Source organism: Marinobacter shunpengi (assembly GCF_045449695.1).
Taxonomy (GTDB): Bacteria; Pseudomonadota; Gammaproteobacteria; order Pseudomonadales; family Oleiphilaceae; genus Marinobacter.
On the sequence record NZ_JBJJKZ010000018.1, the window covers coordinates 1 to 16,107 of the forward strand.

Consider the following 16,107-nt stretch of genomic DNA (forward strand, 5'->3'; position numbering starts at 1 on the left):
CCACACGGCAGACTATACTGTCATAACGTGAGCAACCGGTATGTGGTACCTGTGCGGACTGGGCAGCAACATCGCCCCGGAACATAACCTGCCCCTGGCTGTGGCGCAACTGGCGCGCCTGTTCGGCCCGGTGTCCCTATCCCCGGTTGTCCGCACCGCCCCCCAGGGCATGGCGTCGGACAACAGCTTCCTCAATGCCCTGGCGGTGTTCCATAGTGATCTGCCACCGGATCGGGTGAAGCAGCACCTCAATGAACTGGAGGAAGCCCTCGGTCGTGACCGCTCTGACCCCGACAGTAGCGTTCGGGACCGGCCCATTGACGTGGATATCCTGGAAAGCCGGAACCGCCCCGGGTTTTCGGGGCAGGCCATTACCGAGGACTATTACCGGCGGTTGCTGGCAGGTGAAGCCGTTCGCGGTGAGCCCCTGCTACTTGACGGTTGGCCACTAGGCGAGGCGCCGGCCACCGTCGATTGGAATCAGGGCGCCGGTGACGAAATAGTTGTCCAGCAGGGCGATAATCTGCTGTACCACGCTGTCAAAACCGCCCTCCCGGGCTAGCAGGGTTTCCGACAGCACGCTGGCCTGCTCCGCTTCCGTATGGTTCGGCAGGAACCGGATCGGCCCCGGCATGATTGCATTGACCCGCACATCCGGCGCCAGCAGTCGGGCATAGCTCAGGGTCAGGTTGCTCAGGGCCGCCTTGCTGGCACAGTAGGCGGCAAACTTCGGATTGGGTTTTTCCACAAAGATGTCGGTGATGTTCACCACCAGCGTTGGCGTGCCGGGAGAGGTACAGCCTGCCCGCAGGCAGTCTGCCAGTCCGGCCATCAGCATCATGGGCGCGGTGCTGTTGATCTGGAACAATCGTGCCGCCTGTCGGGCCAGTTCCCCGTGGTTCCGGCTGTCCGGGGTGAACTCGGAGGCGTTGTTCACCAGCAGGTGCACCTGTGACGTGCGGTTACGGATGTCGTCCAGGGCCTGTTCGACACTGGCGGGGTCTGCCAGGTCCGCGGACAGGGTGTGGGCGCCCAGTCGCGCCAGTTTCTCCACCTCATCGGTGGTGCTGCGGTAGAGGGCGAACACCTGGTAGCCCCGCTCCAGTAGTGCCTGACAGGTGTGGAACCCGAGGCGGCGGCCGGCACCGGTGACGACGGCAACGGGAGCGGTCATGGCGTCAGCCCCCGGCGGTGATCAGCTGCAGAAACTCGGTGCGGGTGGCCTGGGACTTGCGGAAGCCTCCCAGCATCATGGAGGTCTTCATCACCGAGTTCTGTTTCTCGACACCACGCATCATCATGCACATATGACGGGCCTCGATCACCACAGCGACGCCAGCGGCGTTGGTCACCCGTTCCACGGCTTCGGCGATCTCCCGGGTCAGGTTCTCCTGGATCTGCAGTCGCCGGGCGTACATGTCCACGATGCGGGCGAACTTGGACAGGCCGAGTACCTTGCCGTCCGGAATATAGGCAATATGGCACTTGCCGATAAAGGGCAGCAGGTGGTGTTCGCACAGGCTGTAGAGTTCGATGTCCTTGACCAGCACCATTTCATCCATGGCGGATTCGAACACCGCGCCATTGACCAGCTCGTCCAGGGTCTGGCCATAGCCCCGGGTCAGGAACTGCATGGCCTTGGCGGCACGTTTGGGCGTGTCCATCAGGCCCTCGCGGTCCGGGTCCTCGCCCAGGCCTTCGATAATGCCCCGGTAATGGGCGGATAGGGAGTCGAGTTGGTCTGTCATGACTGTTTCCGTTGCGGTGCGGGTAAACCCGCCATTGTAAGTGAAGTTTCATGTGAACAGTACCATTTACGCAGCCACCGGGCGAAAGGACCAGTGGGCATGAAAGGACGGCAAGGTTGCGCCGGCCCGGTTCTGGCAGTGGCTGGCGGAGTTCGTTAAACTCGCGCTCAATCCGCAGGCCGGCAAGCGGCGCCGGCCGTCGCACGAATGTTCCAGGGAGGTTCCGTCATGCCAGCCATTCACACCCGCCAGCCGGCACTGACCATCAAGGCCGGGCGCCGGGCCATGGAACGGATCCGGGAGCAGGGGCTGAAACCGGAGGACGTCCATGTGATCCCCGGTGCAGCCGGGGGACCAAAGGCCCTTGGCCTGTCTGGGCTTGACCGGGCCATCTTCGGTGACTGGCTGCTGCGGGCGCCCCAGGAACGCGCCCTGATTGGCTCGTCCATCGGGAGCTGGCGCTTCGCCGCCGTGGCGTCCTCGGACGACCCGGCGTCGCAACTGGCCAAGCTGGCGGAACTCTACACCTGCCAGCGGTTCTCCAGGGGCGTGAGTCCGGCGGAGGTGACTCGCAAGAGCACGCTGTTCCTGGAGGAACTGCTGGGCGGTCGCGAACAGACCATCCTCGAACATCCCTGGTACCGGCTTAACATCGTCGTGGTCCGCAGTGGCCGGGGACTGGAGGACGATGCCCGCGGGCGACTGGCCCTGGGCCTGATGCGGGCCATCAGCGCCAATATGGTCAGCCGTCGGCATCTGGGCCGTTTCTTCGAGCGAGGTATTATCCACGACCAGCGACTGCCCGCGCCGCTGGCCAAGCTGGTGGATTTCCCCAGCCACCATGTGCCCCTGAGCCGGGAAAACCTGATCCCGGCGCTGCTGGCCTCGGCGTCCATTCCACTGGTGATGTCCGGCATCCGCAACATCCCCGGGGCACCGGAAGGGGTCTACCGGGATGGCGGCCTGCTCGACTACCATCTGGACCTGCCATACCAGCAACCCGGCATCGTGCTGTACCCCCATTTCACCGACAGGGTGGTGCCCGGCTGGTTCGACAAGAGCCTGCCCTGGCGTCGGGGGGATGCCACCCGGTTGCAGGACGTGTTGCTGGTCGCCCCGTCCCGCGATTACCTGGCGTCGCTGCCGGATCGGAAACTGCCGGACCGGAAGGACTTCGAACGTTTCGCCGGCGACGATGCCGGCCGCGAACGGACCTGGCGTACGGCGATTGCCCGCAGTGAGAGACTGGGTGAGGAGTTCATGGAGCTGGTGGAGACGGGGCGGATTCAGGACGTTCTCCGTCCGCTGTCGTGATGGTCACTGCCTCGGCATCAATGACACCCGGTAGCCGGAGCAGCCGCTGAGGGGGTCCTTCAGCGCCTTGATCCTGAGGGCCACCGGAAGCGGGTTGCCGTTGCGGGTGGTGACCCTGGTGTCCAGCCGCTGGAGGGACTGGTCCCGGCGGGCGGCGTCGAAGGCCATGGTCAGGTCCATCTGGCAGTCTTCCGGGAACAGGATATCCAGGGCCTTGCCCAACAATTCGGTGGACGGAATGTCCAGCAGCGTGGCTGCCTGTGGTGAGATGTAGCCCACGTGCCGCCCTTCATCCAGTTCCGCGAAAATCCCCGCGCCCAGTTCGATCAGGTCCCGCGTCCGGCGGTCGCTCTCCTGCAGGGAGTGGTGCAGAATGTTCTTCTCCAGCCGTGTATTGTCCAGTTGCTGGCCCAGGTGGCGGGCCCGGCGGGTTCTGTGGGCGAGCAGCCGGTTGGTTCGCAGCATCAGCCAGATTGCCCAGGCAGTCAGTGCCGTGGCCAGCAGGGTCACGGCCAGCCCGGTTATCCACGCCGGCCAGAGTGCCTGGTGTTCGAGGTTGTCCATCCAGGCGCGGGATGGACTGGTGCTCAGCATCCACTGACGGCTTCCGACAGTCAGTGTCGAGCGGGTTGTTGCCTCGGCACCGGCGGGGATCCCCGATGATTGTAGTGACGCCAGGGGGCGCCTGGCATACTGGCTGATATCGTGGATTTCCAGCTGCCAGCGTGGGTCGTGAGCACCCACCAGCAGTTGTTCCAGCCACTGCTGGGGATCGATCACCAGCGCGATAAGCCGGCCCGTGTCGGCGGCGCCTTCACCCTGCTGCCCCAAGGGTACGAACAGCCGCATGGCCCGTTGCTCGTCACCGTTGCGGTGCACACGGGTCACCGTGGTGGCGGTAACCCGGTTGTCCTCCCGTGCTTTCAGGATGGCGTCACGCCAATGAGGCACGGAGGTGGCCTCCAGGCCCAGGCTTGCCGCGCCGATATCCTCCGCCGGGAGCGCCTGGCGGATAATCAGGTAGTGGTCGGCGGGTTCGGCGACCTGACTGTCGAACGAGCCGATCCAGTTGGCAAAGCGGATGAACTGTCCGCTCTGTTCGCTCAGCTGTCGTTCTACCATGGGGCGCTGGGAGTGGCTGACCCGGGTCAGCAGTTCCAGTCCGCGGATTTCCGGGTAGGTGTCGAGGAAGGCGTTGGCCTGCGTACTGAAGGCCTGGGGGTGACGTGCCGTCAGGTCTCGGGCGGAATCGAGGGAATCGGCGAGTCGTTGCGCAAGGATGTCGTGGAGCCGGTCATGGCGCGCTTCGGTGACCTCCGTGATCAGTGCCCGCACCGGCACAAGCGTGCGCGGGGCAATGATAGCGGTCAGCGCGATGCCGCCTACCAGTACCAGTACGGGTATCAGCCACCAGCGATAGACGTGTCTTCCTGACGCCTGTTCGGGGTCCATGTTGGTTTCCTGTTCACCATGATCCCGGTGCGGAGTGCCGGGCCCTGCAATCAGTTTTCACTCTAGCCCAGCAGTCAGGGCCTGCCAAATCCAGGGGTGGCCGTGCTTGAGGTAAACGAACGACCCGGGCCGTACACTAGGCTCTGGCTCGCCGGATAACGGTATAGATGAGCAGGAAAACCACGAACGCCGCCACCACGATGGAGGGGCCGGCGGGTGTGTCCAGGTTCCAGGACAGGCCCAGACCGCTGGCTACCGCGATCATGCCGAAACCAATGGCCATCAGTACCATCTTTTCCGGGCTGCTGGCCAGTCGTCTGGCGGTGGCGGCGGGAATGATCAGCAGGGCGGTAATCAGCAGCACGCCCACCATCTTCATGGCCACCGCAATCACCAGCGAGAAAATCAGCATCAGGACCAGTTGCAGGCGTTCCACCGGGAAGCCTTCCACCCGCGCCAGTTCCTCGTGGATGGTGGCCATCAGCAGGCCCTGCCAGAGCCAGCGCAACAACGCCAGCACCACCACCGCACCACCGAAAATCCAGGCCAGATCCTGCCGGGACATGGCGAGCAGGTCGCCGAACAGGTAACCGGTGAGGTCCACCCGCACGTCCGGCATGAAACTCAGGGCCACCAGGCCGATGGCCAGGGAACTGTGGGCCAGGATGCCCAGCAGGGTGTCGGTGGCCAGTGCCCGGCTGCGGGACAGGGACACCAGGACCAGCGCCAGGATGACGCAGGTGACGGCCACGCTCAGGTTGATGCTGGTCTGGAACAGGAACCCCAGGGCCACCCCGAGCAGTGCCGAATGGGCCAGGGTATCGCCGAAGTAGGCCATGCGTCGCCAGACCACGAAGCAGCCCAGGGGGCCGGCCACCAGGGCGATGCCCAGGCCGCCCAGAAGGGCACGCCAGAAGAAGTCGTCGAGGACCGGGTCAAGAAGGGACATGGTGGTCGCAGTGCTCGGAGTGTTGGTGATCCACCACGTCGCCGTGGAGGTCATGGCTATGGTTGTGATGGTGGTGGTAGACCGCCAGACTTTCCGCCACCGGGCGACCGAAGGTCTCCACGAACGCCGGGTCGTGGGAGATATCGGCGGGGTAGCCACTGCAGCAGACGTGCTGGTTCAGACAGATGACCCGGTCGGTGGCCGCCATTACCAGGTGCAGGTCGTGGGAGATCATGATTACGCCACAGGCCAGTTCGTCCCGCACCTCACGGATCAGTTCGTAGAGTGCCGCCTGGCCGTTGATGTCGACCCCCTGGGCGGGCTCGTCCAGCACCAGCAGGTCCGGTTTGCGCACCAGCGCCCGGGCCAGCAGCAGGCGCTGCATCTCGCCGCCGGACAGGTGGTGCACGGATTGACGGAACAGGTGCCGGATGCCGGTGCGGGCCAGGGCAGCCTGGCAGTCGCTTTCGGAGGCACCGGTCAGGGCCAGGAAACGGCGCACGCTCAGGGGCAGGGTGGGTTGCAGCTGGAGGTGCTGGGGCACATAGCCGGTGAGCAGGCCCCGGGCCTTGTGGACGTGGCCGTCGGTCACCGGCTGGATACCCAGTATTGCCTTGATCAGTGTGGTCTTGCCCGCGCCGTTGGGGCCGATAATGGTGACGATGTCGTTCCTGCGGACTTCCAGGCTGACCCGGTCCACCACCGGGGTGTCGTTCAACGTCACCGATACCCGGTCCAGACGGACCAGGGGAGCATCGTCGGTCCCGGTCATGGGGTGCCCGTCTGTCCGGACTGGCAGCGGGGGCACAGCCCCGCCACCTCGATGGTGGTCTCGGTGGGGGCGAAGCCCTGCTCGGCGGCAGTGTCCGCCACCGCGCCGGAGACCGCGTCCGACGTCAGTTCGTGGACGTTGCGGCACTGCCGGCAGATCAGGAACATGCCGGTATGATGTTCCCGCGCATGGTTGCAGCCGATAAAGGCGTTGAGGGAGGCAATACGGTGCACCAGGCCGTGCTGCTGCAGGAAGTCCAGTGCCCGGTAGACGGTCGGGGGCGCCGCGTTATGGCCCTCCTGGGCCAGTACTCCGAGCAGGTCATAGGCTCCCAGGGGCCTGTGGGACTCCCAGATCAGTTCCAGCACCCGCTGACGGATAGGGGTCAGGCGGGCATTGCGGGCGTCGCAGATGGTCCGGGCCTCGGCCAGAGCATCACGCACGCAGGCGTCATGATTGTGGGGGCGATAGGGCAGTGCGTTGGCGGACATGACTCTGGTTTCCGGCAAATAATGTAACAGTATAACATTTAAGCGCCGATAACCAAGTACGGACCTGCCAGGCCGGAGAGAGATGCCGTGGGGAATCCGCCGGGCGTTATCCGACCGGGATTCCTCAGGCCTTCCCGAGGGCCTCGATGCCCAGGCTCTCCAGGTACTCCAGGTTGGGAATCCAGACCGTGTCCCCTTCCAGTTCCACCTGCATCAGGTCGGCCGGTCCCTGGTCGGCTGCCTCGCGCCCCTGGACCTGTTCCGGCTCCAGGCGTGTCTGGCTGGGAATACCCTGGGTCACAATGGCCAGGAAGGGCAGCTTGTCATGGTTGGGACCAATGGTGTTGAGCACCACGATACGGCCGCGACCGGCACCGGGAATGATGGCTTCCTGCTCGTTGGCCCCCTCGTAGGAAATCACCGGCAGTTTCTGGCCGCGCCATTCCAGGTAGCCGGCGAGCCAGTCCGGGCCCTCGCCGCTGGCGAGGTTGGCATCGTGGTCCACCACTTCCGCTATGGAAACGTTGGGCAGCAGCAACTGCCGGTGGTTCATGGGGATCAGTACACAGGGTAGCGTTGTTGTGGTGGTATCGCTCATGGTTCTCTGTCCTCAGGTTACATCCTGCGACGATGTCTGTTTCAGCAGGGCCGCGTCCGCCAGGGTACGCACCAGGGCCTTGGCCAGTTCCTCCGGCGAACCGGCCAGGCTGGTGCAGCCGGTGGCGGCAACCGCCTCGGGCATGGCACTGTTGGCGCAGGTTTCGCTGGTCTGCACCCAGATGTTGCTGCCAAAGGCCCTCAGCATGGGGGCGGCCACGGCACCGTCGTTGCCCATGCCGGAGAACAGTATGGCATGGCAGCGGGCGCCGAAATGGTCGCCAAAATTCAACAGCACCTGGTCGATGGACGGACCGTAGGGCCCGGGCCAGGCAGTGTCCTTCTCTGTCAGTGTGCCTTCGGGGGTGAGCCCCCACTCCCGCTCCACCGGTATCACGGTGACCTGGCCGCAGGCCGGGCGCATGCCTTCCTCCGCCCGCTGCAGGCGGTAATGGGCATGACGGCCCAGTACCCGGGTCAGCACCTCGGTAAAATTGCCGTCAATATGCTGGGCGTAGACAAAGCCCACCGGAAGCCCCGGGGGCAGGTGGTCCAGGAAACTCTTGACCGCCGCCGGTCCCCCCAGGGACGCGCCCAGTATCCAGATGTCCTCCGCCGCCTGACCGGGGGCCGCCGGGGTGATCCAGGGCGGCAGTTCCACCGCTGCCGGCAGTTCCGGCGGTTTTTCCCCCAGCTCTTCCAGGGCCTCCTCGGATTCCGTCTCCTCCAGGGGGCCCAGCTGTTTTTCCAGTTTTTTCAGCAGGCGCCGTTCCCAGCGCACGAAGTCCCGGGTTCCGGGCTTGGGTGCCGGGTCGATACCGAACAGGATCGACGCCTCGGTATGGTCCAGCAGATGATCGAACAGGGCGGGGTGGTCGGCCTCATCTTCCAGCGTCACCAGCCACAGGTCCACATCTGGCAGCACCTCATAGCCCAGGATACGCTCCGGGGCCCCCGAGAACCCCGGGCGTAGCCCGAAACGACCTGTAGCCTCCTGTAGGCGATGGCGCTGCAAGACGTCGTCAGAGACAATTGCGACCGCCGGTCGCCCGCCCCCGGTGGACATCAGGCGTCCCCGCCTCCGGTCTCCTCGCCGGTCAGACGTTCAATGGTTTCAAGCAGCTCGGTCTCCTGGAATGGCTTGCCCAGGTATTCGTTGACGCCCAGACCCAGGGCCCGCTCCCGGTGCTTGGCACCGGTACGGGACGTGATCATGCAGATGGGCACTTCCCGCAGGTCATCGTCGTGGCGCACAAAGCTGGCGACCTCGAAACCATCCATCCGCGGCATCTCGATGTCCAGAAGGATGATGTCCGGTCGATGGTCCTGGAGCTGGGCCACCGCGTCCAGACCGTCCTTCGCCGTGACCACTTCCATACCGTTCCGCTCCAGCAGACGGGAGGTCACCTTCCGTACCGTGACCGAGTCGTCCACCACCATGACCAGGGTGGGGCGGTCTTCCCGGTACTGTTGTTGCTGGGCTGCCTGTTCTGCCAGGCGCTGGCGCTCGGACAGGATGTCGGAGCGGATCATCGCCGGCAGGTCGAGGATCACCACCACGTTACCGTCACCCAGGATGGTGGCACCGGATACGCCCCGTACGGAACTGAACTGTGGCCCAAGGGATTTCACCACGATCTCCCGGCTACCCAGCAGGCTGTCCACCTGCAGGGCCATGGGCTGCTCGGAACCGCGTACCAGGATCACCGGCAGCGGCAGGGCCTGACCCTGCAGTTTGGGGCGGTGGTCGCTGTGCAGAAGACCGCCCAGGTATTGCAGGCGGTATTCCTGACCGGCGTATTCGTACAGCGGCGCCTCGGGCTGGTAGTACTCTTCCAGTTCCCAGGTGCTGACCCGCACGATGCCCTCGATGGTGTTCAGCGGAATGGCGTAGAAGTCTTCGCCGGTGGACACCATCAGCGCCCGGTTGACCGATACCGTGAAGGGCAGGCGCACGGTAAAGGTGGTGCCCTCACCGAGGGTGGAGTCGATATCCAGGCTGCCACCGAGTTGCTTGATTTCGCTGGCCACCACGTCCATGCCCACGCCACGGCCGGAGATCTGGGTCACGGCCTGGGCGGTGGAGAAGCCGGGCTGCAGGATGAACTGCAGGATCTCCCGCTCGCTCAGGTCCTCCTGCTCGCCCAGCAGACCCCGTTCGATGGCCTTGCGGCGAATCACGCCGCTGGGGATGCCGGCGCCGTCGTCGCTCATCCGCAGCACCACTTCACCGCCTTCCCGGGTCAGGTTCAGGGTCACCTGCCCGGTTTCCGGTTTGCCGGCCCTGGCCCGGTCGGACGGTGTCTCGATACCGTGGTCCAGGGCGTTACGCAGCATGTGTTCCAGGGGCGCGATCATGCGCTCGAGGATGTTCCGGTCCAGTTCGCCTTCCGCATTGCGGACGTCGAACTCCACCTTCTTCTCCAGTTCACCACTGATCTGGCGGACGATCCGGCGCAGCCTCGGCACCATGGAGGCGAACGGGATCATCCGGGTCTTCATCAGACCTTCCTGCAGCTCGGTGTTGATCCGTGACTGCTGCACCAGCAGGGTGTCGGTGTCGCGCACCCGGTCGGACATGGTCTCCCGCAGGTCGGCAAGGTCTGAAGAGGACTCGCTCAGGGCCCGGGACAGCTGCTGGATGGAGGAGTAGCGGTCCATTTCCAGTGGGTCGAAGTCCTCGCCGTAGTCCGGACCATGCTCCTGCTCGGCCCGGAACAGGATCTGGGCCTCGGTCTCGATGTCCATCCGGCGAAGCTGCTCGCGCAGACGGTCGATGGTGGCGGCCATTTCGTCCAGGGTGTGGCCGAAGTCGCTGTTCTGCTGCTCCAGGCGGCCACGGGTAATACTGGTTTCACCGGCCAGGTTGACCAGGTCGTCCAGCAGCGGCGCCGATACACGGATGGTTTCCTGGGCCGCCCGGGCGCTGTCTTTACGGCGCTGCTCGATGGCCTTGCGGGCCGGTTGCGGCGGCTTGGTGCCGGCATCGGATTTGGCGGGTGCCTTCCCGGTGTCGTCGGCTTTGCGGGTGTCCTTGTCCGTCGGTCTGGTGTCCGCCCCGCCGGTGTCGTGGCTGGCCAGGTAGTCGTCGAAGGACTTGCGAACCTCGCCCACGGCGGCAATCAGGCCGTCATGGTGTTTGGTGATCCTCTTCCAGTCGTCCTGGGACGGCGCCTGTTCACCCAGGTCCGTCAGCAGGGTTTCGAAATCGTGGGACAGATCCCCCAGTTCCAGTTGCTTTGACAGGCGCGCGCCACCCTTGAGGGTGTGCAGGGCCCGCTGGGCTTCCTGGCTGAAGTGATGGCTGTCCGGCTCCTGGCGCCAGTCCGCCAGCAGCTGTTCAAGCTGGTCGAGGATTTCCTGGGCTTCTTCCAGGAAGATTTCCAGTACCTCGGTATCCGGCTCCTCTTCGGCGTCGGCCTTGGTCTCGGGGGCGTCCGGTTGGCCGGTGTCGGCGTCGTCCAGGTGGCTGGCCGCTTCTTTCAGCAGGCGCAGCAGGCCATTGTCCGGTTGCGGCCGGTTGCCTTCCTCCAGCTCGCCCAGCATGGTGCGCAGGCCTTCGTTGGCCCGTTCGCTCAGGGACAGCACCAGGGGCTGGTTGCCGGACCCTTCCAGTAGTGGTCCCAGGGCATCGGACCAGGCTTCCGCCAGGTCGGCCACGGCGTCGATATCCGCAAGCCGGGCACCGCCCTTAAGGGTATGCAGTTCCTGCTGGAGCTGGGTGATGCCGGTGAGCTGTTCCGGGTCCTCGCGCCACTGCACCAGGGCTTCCTCGATGGACTCGGCAATATCCAGCCCTTCCTCCAGGAACATGCCGGTGATCTCGTCGGCGCTCAGTTCCAGGTCGGCGTTGTCACCGGTGGTTTCAGCGTTCTCCGATGTGGTTGCGTCCTCAGACTCTGCCGTCACGCTGGTGGTAGGCGCTTCGGCGGCGGGGGGGACCTTGCCGTCGATGATGGCGCGCACCCGGCTCACCAGCTGTTTGGCCGGGGCGCAGGGACGGGAGGTGGCGACCTCGTCCACCATGTTGGCGAGCCGGTCATGGCAGGCGAACAGCAGGTCCAGCATGTCCTTGCTGGGGCTGATACGACCGTCGGCAACCCGCTCGAACAGGTCCTCCAGCACATGGGTCAGATCGGCAATGGGGTTGACCCCGGCCATGCGGGCGCTGCCCTTGAGGGTATGCACATCCCGCTGAAGCTCACCGGCCAGGCTGGTGTCGGAGGGGTTCTCGCTCCAGCTGTGCAGGGCACTGCCGGTGGAGTTGACCAGGTCGTAGGCTTCCTCAAGGAAGATGGCCACCAGGTCCGGGTCCAGGTGAGACAGGTCGAAGGTCTCCGCCGGTTCGTCCGCCTCGGCATCATCGGACGGGGCCTGGTCCTGAACCTCACCGATATCCTCGTGGAGCTGTTCCAGTTCGTTTTCCAGGTCGCTGACATCCAGTTCGGACAGGTCTTCGTCGTCCTCCCCGGCGGCGGTTTCCTCGAGATTGGCGGCTTCACTGTCCTCAACCGTGTCCCCGTCGGCGGTTTCCCCGGTGTCGTCGGTCGGTGTCTCCGCAGCGTCGGATGTTTCCTCCGGCGGTGTGCCCATGTCGTCGTGCACGTCGGTGACCGGGCGGCTGCCGCTGGCGGTATCCATGTAGTGCCGGATATCGCTTTCCAGATCCGGTGCCGGTCGGGGCGGCTCGCCATTGGCCAGTGAGTCCACCATGCCCGCCAGCCGGTCGTGGCAGCGGAACAGCAGGTCCGACAGCTCGTCGGTCACGCCTAGGCGGTGTTCGGCCAAGCCTTCGAACAGGCTCTCCAGGTCATGGGCCAGGTTGCCGATGGCATGGATGTCGGCGAGGCGGGCGCCCCCCTTCAGGGTATGCAGGTCCCGCTGCAGCAGGCGCAGCAGTTCATTGTTGTCCGGGCGGGATTGCCAGGATTCCAGGGCGTCGGCGGTGCTGGCAATCAGGTCTTCGGCTTCCTCCAGGAAGATAGCGGCCAGCTCCTCGTCCACATCCTCGGAAGCCCGGTCATCACCGCTGGTGGCCGTATCCTCTTCCACGTCGGCGGTGGGCAGGTCAAAACTGCCGTAGTCCACTTCTTCCGCAGACTCGTCCGGCGTGGACAGGGAGTCCGCCAGCAACTGCAGTTCAGTCTGCAGGGTATGGTCCGGTTTGGTTGCCAGGCCGGCTGCCACCTGGTCCATCAGGTCAATCAGGTGTTCGTGGGCCGATTGCACGGTTTCCATGAACCATTCGTCAGGGCCCTCGGGATGGGACAGGGCGTTGTGATAGACACCGGCCAGCGCGTCGGTGAGCTCAGCCACATCCACCAGGCCAACCTCCCGGGCGCCCTTGGTTAGCTGCTCAAGCTCATGGGAGAGCCGGTCCATATTGTCGGTTTGCGATGGGGTGTCGGCCCATTCCCTGACGATACGGTCGGCATCCAGAAGCACATCCAGCCCGTCGCTGAGGAACAGTGTGATCAGCTGGGTGTCCTGCGCCCCGGTTGCCTGCGGGTCATCCTGGCCGCTGCGCCCGAGGGTGCGGGCGGAGACCGACGCGAGTTGCTCCAGGTAGGCCTCGGTGCCGTGCAGCGGCTCCTGGGGTGTGCTGTGGAGCTGGTCCAGGCCCGCCTTGAGGAAGTTGCAGCACTGGCGGATCAACTCGATGACGTCGGCATCGGCCCGGCGGTTCTCGGCCCGGGCCTGCTTGACGAACTGTTCCAGGGGAGTGACCACCCGGGCAATGGGTTCGATGGCAGCGGTATTGGCGCTGCCCTTGAGTGTATGCAGGGCACGGGATACCCCGTCGGTGTATGCCACGCTGGTGCGATCACCGGCGTCGTCGAGGAATGCCTCAAGGGCGCTGAGGTGGGTACGTGCCTCGCTCTCGAAAATTTCCACCAGGATCGGGTCGACCAGATCGTCGCCCTGATCCTCTCCCAGGGAGGCCATTGCTTCCCCGGCAGTGTCCTGTTCAGGGGCATCTGCCCCGGTGTCGGCCGGTGCCGGAGTGGTGGCCGTCTCCTGATCCACCTCGGCGGACGGCATTTCACGGCTGTCGGGAATCTCACCATTGGCCAGGGCGTTGGCGCGGGCCTCCAGCGGTGCGGTGTCCAGCGAGGCCGGGCGACGGTGCTCGAAATCGGCAACCAGTGCGGGGATCTGGTCGGTCACGTCCCGCAGCAGGGTGGCGATGTCGTCGTTCATGAACACGGAGCCATCGATGACCCGGTTCAGCATGTTCTCCACAGACCAGGCCAGTTCGCCCACGACACTGGCGCCGACCATACGACCGCTGCCTTTGAGGGTGTGGAAAGCCCGCCGGACCTCGGCCATGGCACTGCGATCGTCGTACTGGCGGAGCAGGGTGGGCAGGTACTCGTTGATGGTGTCCAGTACCTCACCGGCTTCCTCCACGAAGATCTCGATGATCTCGTCATCGATCAGATCGTCTTCGTCCTCGATCCGTTCCGGCGCTCGGGGCGCTTCGGCGGGCGTTTCCTGTGCGGTGGTGGTGGATTCCGTCAGTGCCGGTTCCGAACTCCCGGCGGCTGCAGCGGTGTCCCCGGCTGCGTCGTCGTGACCGGTCTTGCGGGTGTCGGCCATGGCCTCGGCCCGGCCGATCAGGGCGTCCACATCCCCGGTGGCGTGACCGGTGCGAAATTCATCGATCAGCCCCGGAAGGCGGTTGTTGACCTCATCCACGAGCTGGAACAGGTCCTCGGTGGGGCGGAGGGTCTGGTCCAGCACCCGGTTCAGCAGATTCTCGATGGACCAGGCCAGTTCACCGATGCTGGTGGCACCCACCAGGCGACCACTGCCCTTGAGGGTATGGTAGGCACGGCGGACTTCGGTGAGTGCCTCACGATCGTCCTGCTGCTGGCGCCACCTGGGATACCAGTTGCGGATGGTGTCCATGACCTCGTCGGCTTCCTCGACGAAGATCTCCAGGATCTCGTCGTCCACCAGGTCCAGGTCGGAACGCTTGGCACTCTGTTCTGGTGCTTCCAGGGGGACGTCCTGGTCAACGATGGTCTCGGGCTCGGCGGTTACAGGCTCGTCTTCGACCCAGGTGGGAGTCTCCCCGGGTGGGAAGCCGAGGCTGCGCAGGCTTTCTTCCGCCACCCGCAGCACCGACTCGTTGTCGGAAATGCCGTCCGCCAGCCGCTCCATGTAATACTCGACACTGGTCACAGTGTCTGCCAGCGTATCAAGCTGCTTCCAGTCAGGAATCCGTTTGCGCTCCAGCAGTACCTGCTGGATATAGTGACGGGCGGCGGCGAGGATATCCGCCGGACGCGTCAGGGGGATGACCTTCAGGCCACCTTCGATGCTGGCCAGCATCTCCGGAACATGCTCGATTTCCCGGGGATCCCACTGGGAGGCAATGAAGTTGACCACCGCACTTTTGACCTGTTCAAGCGCGTTGCGGGATTCCCGCAGCAGGGCGGTGTGGGCATCCCCCAGCTCCCGGGAGCCGGGGCCGGCCTGGCCGGCTTGCTCGTCGTCTCCGGTATCGCTCCGTGGAGACATCTGGCTGTCCTGGTCCAGGCCGGACAGGGTGGCTTCCACATACAGCAGGGCGCCGGCGATATCCAGCAGGGTGCCGTCATCGGCGGTCTCACTCTGCTCCAGCAGGCGCTCAACGGTGTCCAACTGCTCGCCGATGATCCGGCGGGGGTTACCCAGGCCGATCACCGCCAGGGTATTGGCCACCTGGCGCAGGCCCGGGAGCAGTTCTTCCAGGTCCTGGTTCTGCCGGTTCTGGTCCCGTACAAACAGGTCCAGTTGGTCCTTCAGTCGCGCCACTTCCTCGTTCAGGGCCAGCACAACCGACTGGATGGCCTCACGACCGGGACCGCTGCCGGTATTTTCCGTCACATCCCCCGGCAGCGCCTGGTCCAGGCGGTAGCGTTCGCGCAGGTCGGTGATATAGGAAGAGGTGGCTTCCCTGGCCTGCGCCACGTAATAGAGGAGGTTGCGGAACAGGGTTTCCGGCACCGGCTGGCGCAGGATGTCCTTGGGCTCCCGGGTCAGGCGATCGATCTCGTGGTCCAGCTCCTGCAGCAGGGCGCGTGTGGCCGGGGCCAGCTCGTTGATGTCCTGCTGCAGGGTTTCGATAAAACCGCCGGCGGAGCGCCAGAGTTCTTCGCGCGGGGTGCCGGTGCAAAGCTTGACCAGCCGCTGGATCACCTTCTGCTGGTTTTCATAGTGGACAGTGTTGTCGGCGCCCGGCGCTGTGCTTTCCACCGCACGGTGAAACATCTTGCCCAGTTTGCCCACATTATCGAGGATCTTCGGATCCTGCAGCAGGCGCGCCACTCGCGGTGAGGCCTCGAACAGGGCCTGGCTCATGTCCGGGCGGAACAGCGACAGGTCGGACAGCAGGCCTTCTCCCCGGGCCGCCCGCAGGTCATTCAGTAGCGGCAGCAGAGTCAGCGGCAGGTCGTCGGCACTGGAGCGCAGTCCCTCCAGGTAACGGGGGAGACGCAGAATGGCTTCCATCAGGATGTCGACGGCCTGGTCCGGGCTGTCCACCTGTTCCTTGAGAATGCTCTGGGTGAGCTTCTCCATTTCCTCGGTGAGCAGGGCGGCACCCTGCAGTTCGACCATCTGGAGGGTGCCGTTGACCTGGTGCAGGTAGTTCAGACAGAAACGCAGGCGCGCTGTATCGTCACGGTTCTCAACGTAAGCTTCCAGCGCCTGCTGGCCCTGTTTGAGGGTTTGTTCTATTTCGCCGCGAACCCAGTCCAGGGCGATGCTGTCATGGTTGTTGCCCATAACCACTCC

The 16,107-nt window shown here is 64.8% G+C and carries 11 protein-coding genes; 2 read left to right on the forward strand and 9 right to left on the reverse strand.

What is annotated here, in order from left to right:
• Nucleotides 1-40: 40 nt before the first annotated feature.
• Entirely contained in the window at nt 41-562 is a 522-nt protein-coding gene (locus ACJO2E_RS16530; RefSeq protein ID WP_406965294.1) for a 2-amino-4-hydroxy-6-hydroxymethyldihydropteridine diphosphokinase, read from the forward strand.
• Here the strand turns inward: ACJO2E_RS16530 and ACJO2E_RS16535 are convergent.
• Both ACJO2E_RS16535 and folE read right to left on the reverse strand, forming a co-directional pair.
• Nucleotides 449-1,174, reverse strand: a complete 726-nt coding sequence (locus ACJO2E_RS16535; RefSeq protein WP_406965295.1) for an SDR family NAD(P)-dependent oxidoreductase — start codon at nt 1,172-1,174, stop codon at nt 449-451. The two genes, ACJO2E_RS16530 and ACJO2E_RS16535, sit on opposite strands and share 114 nt — an antisense overlap.
• Nucleotides 1,175-1,178: 4 nt before the next feature.
• Nucleotides 1,179-1,748 (reverse strand): GTP cyclohydrolase I FolE, encoded by a 570-nt coding sequence (gene folE / locus ACJO2E_RS16540; RefSeq protein WP_406965296.1) that lies wholly within the window; start codon nt 1,746-1,748, stop codon nt 1,179-1,181.
• Between the two features lie 228 nt (nt 1,749-1,976).
• Here folE and ACJO2E_RS16545 point away from each other — a divergent pair, with 228 nt between their 5' ends.
• Nucleotides 1,977-3,062 (forward strand): patatin-like phospholipase domain-containing protein, encoded by a 1,086-nt coding sequence (locus ACJO2E_RS16545; protein ID WP_406965297.1) that lies wholly within the window; start codon nt 1,977-1,979, stop codon nt 3,060-3,062.
• A 3-nt stretch (nt 3,063-3,065) separates the two neighbouring features.
• On the opposite strand, the gene ACJO2E_RS16550 is transcribed toward ACJO2E_RS16545, so the two are convergent.
• The 7 genes from ACJO2E_RS16550 to ACJO2E_RS16580 all read right to left on the reverse strand — a co-directional run bounded on the left by ACJO2E_RS16550 (nt 3,066) and on the right by ACJO2E_RS16580 (nt 16,098).
• Nucleotides 3,066-4,514, reverse strand: a complete 1,449-nt coding sequence (locus tag ACJO2E_RS16550) for a CHASE domain-containing protein (protein WP_406965298.1) — start codon at nt 4,512-4,514, stop codon at nt 3,066-3,068.
• A 136-nt stretch (nt 4,515-4,650) separates the two neighbouring features.
• Nucleotides 4,651-5,463: a zinc ABC transporter permease subunit ZnuB gene (gene znuB / locus ACJO2E_RS16555; protein ID WP_406965299.1), complete on the reverse strand. Its 813-nt coding sequence runs from the start codon at nt 5,461-5,463 to the stop codon at nt 4,651-4,653.
• On the reverse strand, nt 5,450-6,235 hold the full coding sequence (gene znuC, locus ACJO2E_RS16560) for a zinc ABC transporter ATP-binding protein ZnuC (RefSeq protein WP_406965300.1): 786 nt from the start codon (nt 6,233-6,235) through the stop codon (nt 5,450-5,452). Before znuC ends, znuB begins: the two co-directional genes overlap by 14 nt.
• A complete protein-coding gene (locus ACJO2E_RS16565; RefSeq protein ID WP_406965301.1) occupies nt 6,232-6,726 on the reverse strand; it encodes a Fur family transcriptional regulator in 495 nt (164 codons plus the stop codon). The genes znuC and ACJO2E_RS16565 overlap by 4 nt, the downstream gene beginning before the upstream one ends.
• A gap of 124 nt (nt 6,727-6,850) precedes the next feature.
• Nucleotides 6,851-7,324 (reverse strand): chemotaxis protein CheW, encoded by a 474-nt coding sequence (locus tag ACJO2E_RS16570; RefSeq protein WP_406965303.1) that lies wholly within the window; start codon nt 7,322-7,324, stop codon nt 6,851-6,853.
• A gap of 12 nt (nt 7,325-7,336) precedes the next feature.
• Nucleotides 7,337-8,389 carry a chemotaxis protein CheB gene (locus ACJO2E_RS16575; RefSeq protein WP_406965304.1) on the reverse strand — a complete coding sequence of 351 codons (1,053 nt, stop codon included), beginning with the start codon at nt 8,387-8,389 and terminating at the stop codon, nt 7,337-7,339.
• Nucleotides 8,389-16,098: an Hpt domain-containing protein gene (locus tag ACJO2E_RS16580; RefSeq protein WP_406965306.1), complete on the reverse strand. Its 7,710-nt coding sequence runs from the start codon at nt 16,096-16,098 to the stop codon at nt 8,389-8,391. The genes ACJO2E_RS16575 and ACJO2E_RS16580 overlap by 1 nt, the downstream gene beginning before the upstream one ends.
• Nucleotides 16,099-16,107 lie beyond the last annotated feature (9 nt).

What these genes read in the sequence shown, in the direction of transcription:
- znuC (WP_406965300.1), bottom strand. Translation starts at nt 6,235, where the DNA reads ATGACCGGGACCGACGATGCTCCCCTGGTCCGTCTGGACCGGGTATCG.
- ACJO2E_RS16530 (WP_406965294.1), top strand. Translation starts at nt 41, where the DNA reads ATGTGGTACCTGTGCGGACTGGGCAGCAACATCGCCCCGGAACATAAC.
- ACJO2E_RS16570 (WP_406965303.1), bottom strand. Translation starts at nt 7,324, where the DNA reads ATGAGCGATACCACCACAACAACGCTACCCTGTGTACTGATCCCCATG.
- ACJO2E_RS16580 (WP_406965306.1), bottom strand. Translation starts at nt 16,098, where the DNA reads ATGGGCAACAACCATGACAGCATCGCCCTGGACTGGGTTCGCGGCGAA.
- ACJO2E_RS16565 (WP_406965301.1), bottom strand. Translation starts at nt 6,726, where the DNA reads ATGTCCGCCAACGCACTGCCCTATCGCCCCCACAATCATGACGCCTGC.
- ACJO2E_RS16575 (WP_406965304.1), bottom strand. Translation starts at nt 8,389, where the DNA reads ATGTCCACCGGGGGCGGGCGACCGGCGGTCGCAATTGTCTCTGACGAC.
- znuB (WP_406965299.1), bottom strand. Translation starts at nt 5,463, where the DNA reads ATGTCCCTTCTTGACCCGGTCCTCGACGACTTCTTCTGGCGTGCCCTT.
- ACJO2E_RS16535 (WP_406965295.1), bottom strand. Translation starts at nt 1,174, where the DNA reads ATGACCGCTCCCGTTGCCGTCGTCACCGGTGCCGGCCGCCGCCTCGGG.
- ACJO2E_RS16545 (WP_406965297.1), top strand. Translation starts at nt 1,977, where the DNA reads ATGCCAGCCATTCACACCCGCCAGCCGGCACTGACCATCAAGGCCGGG.
- ACJO2E_RS16550 (WP_406965298.1), bottom strand. Translation starts at nt 4,514, where the DNA reads ATGGACCCCGAACAGGCGTCAGGAAGACACGTCTATCGCTGGTGGCTG.
- folE (WP_406965296.1), bottom strand. Translation starts at nt 1,748, where the DNA reads ATGACAGACCAACTCGACTCCCTATCCGCCCATTACCGGGGCATTATC.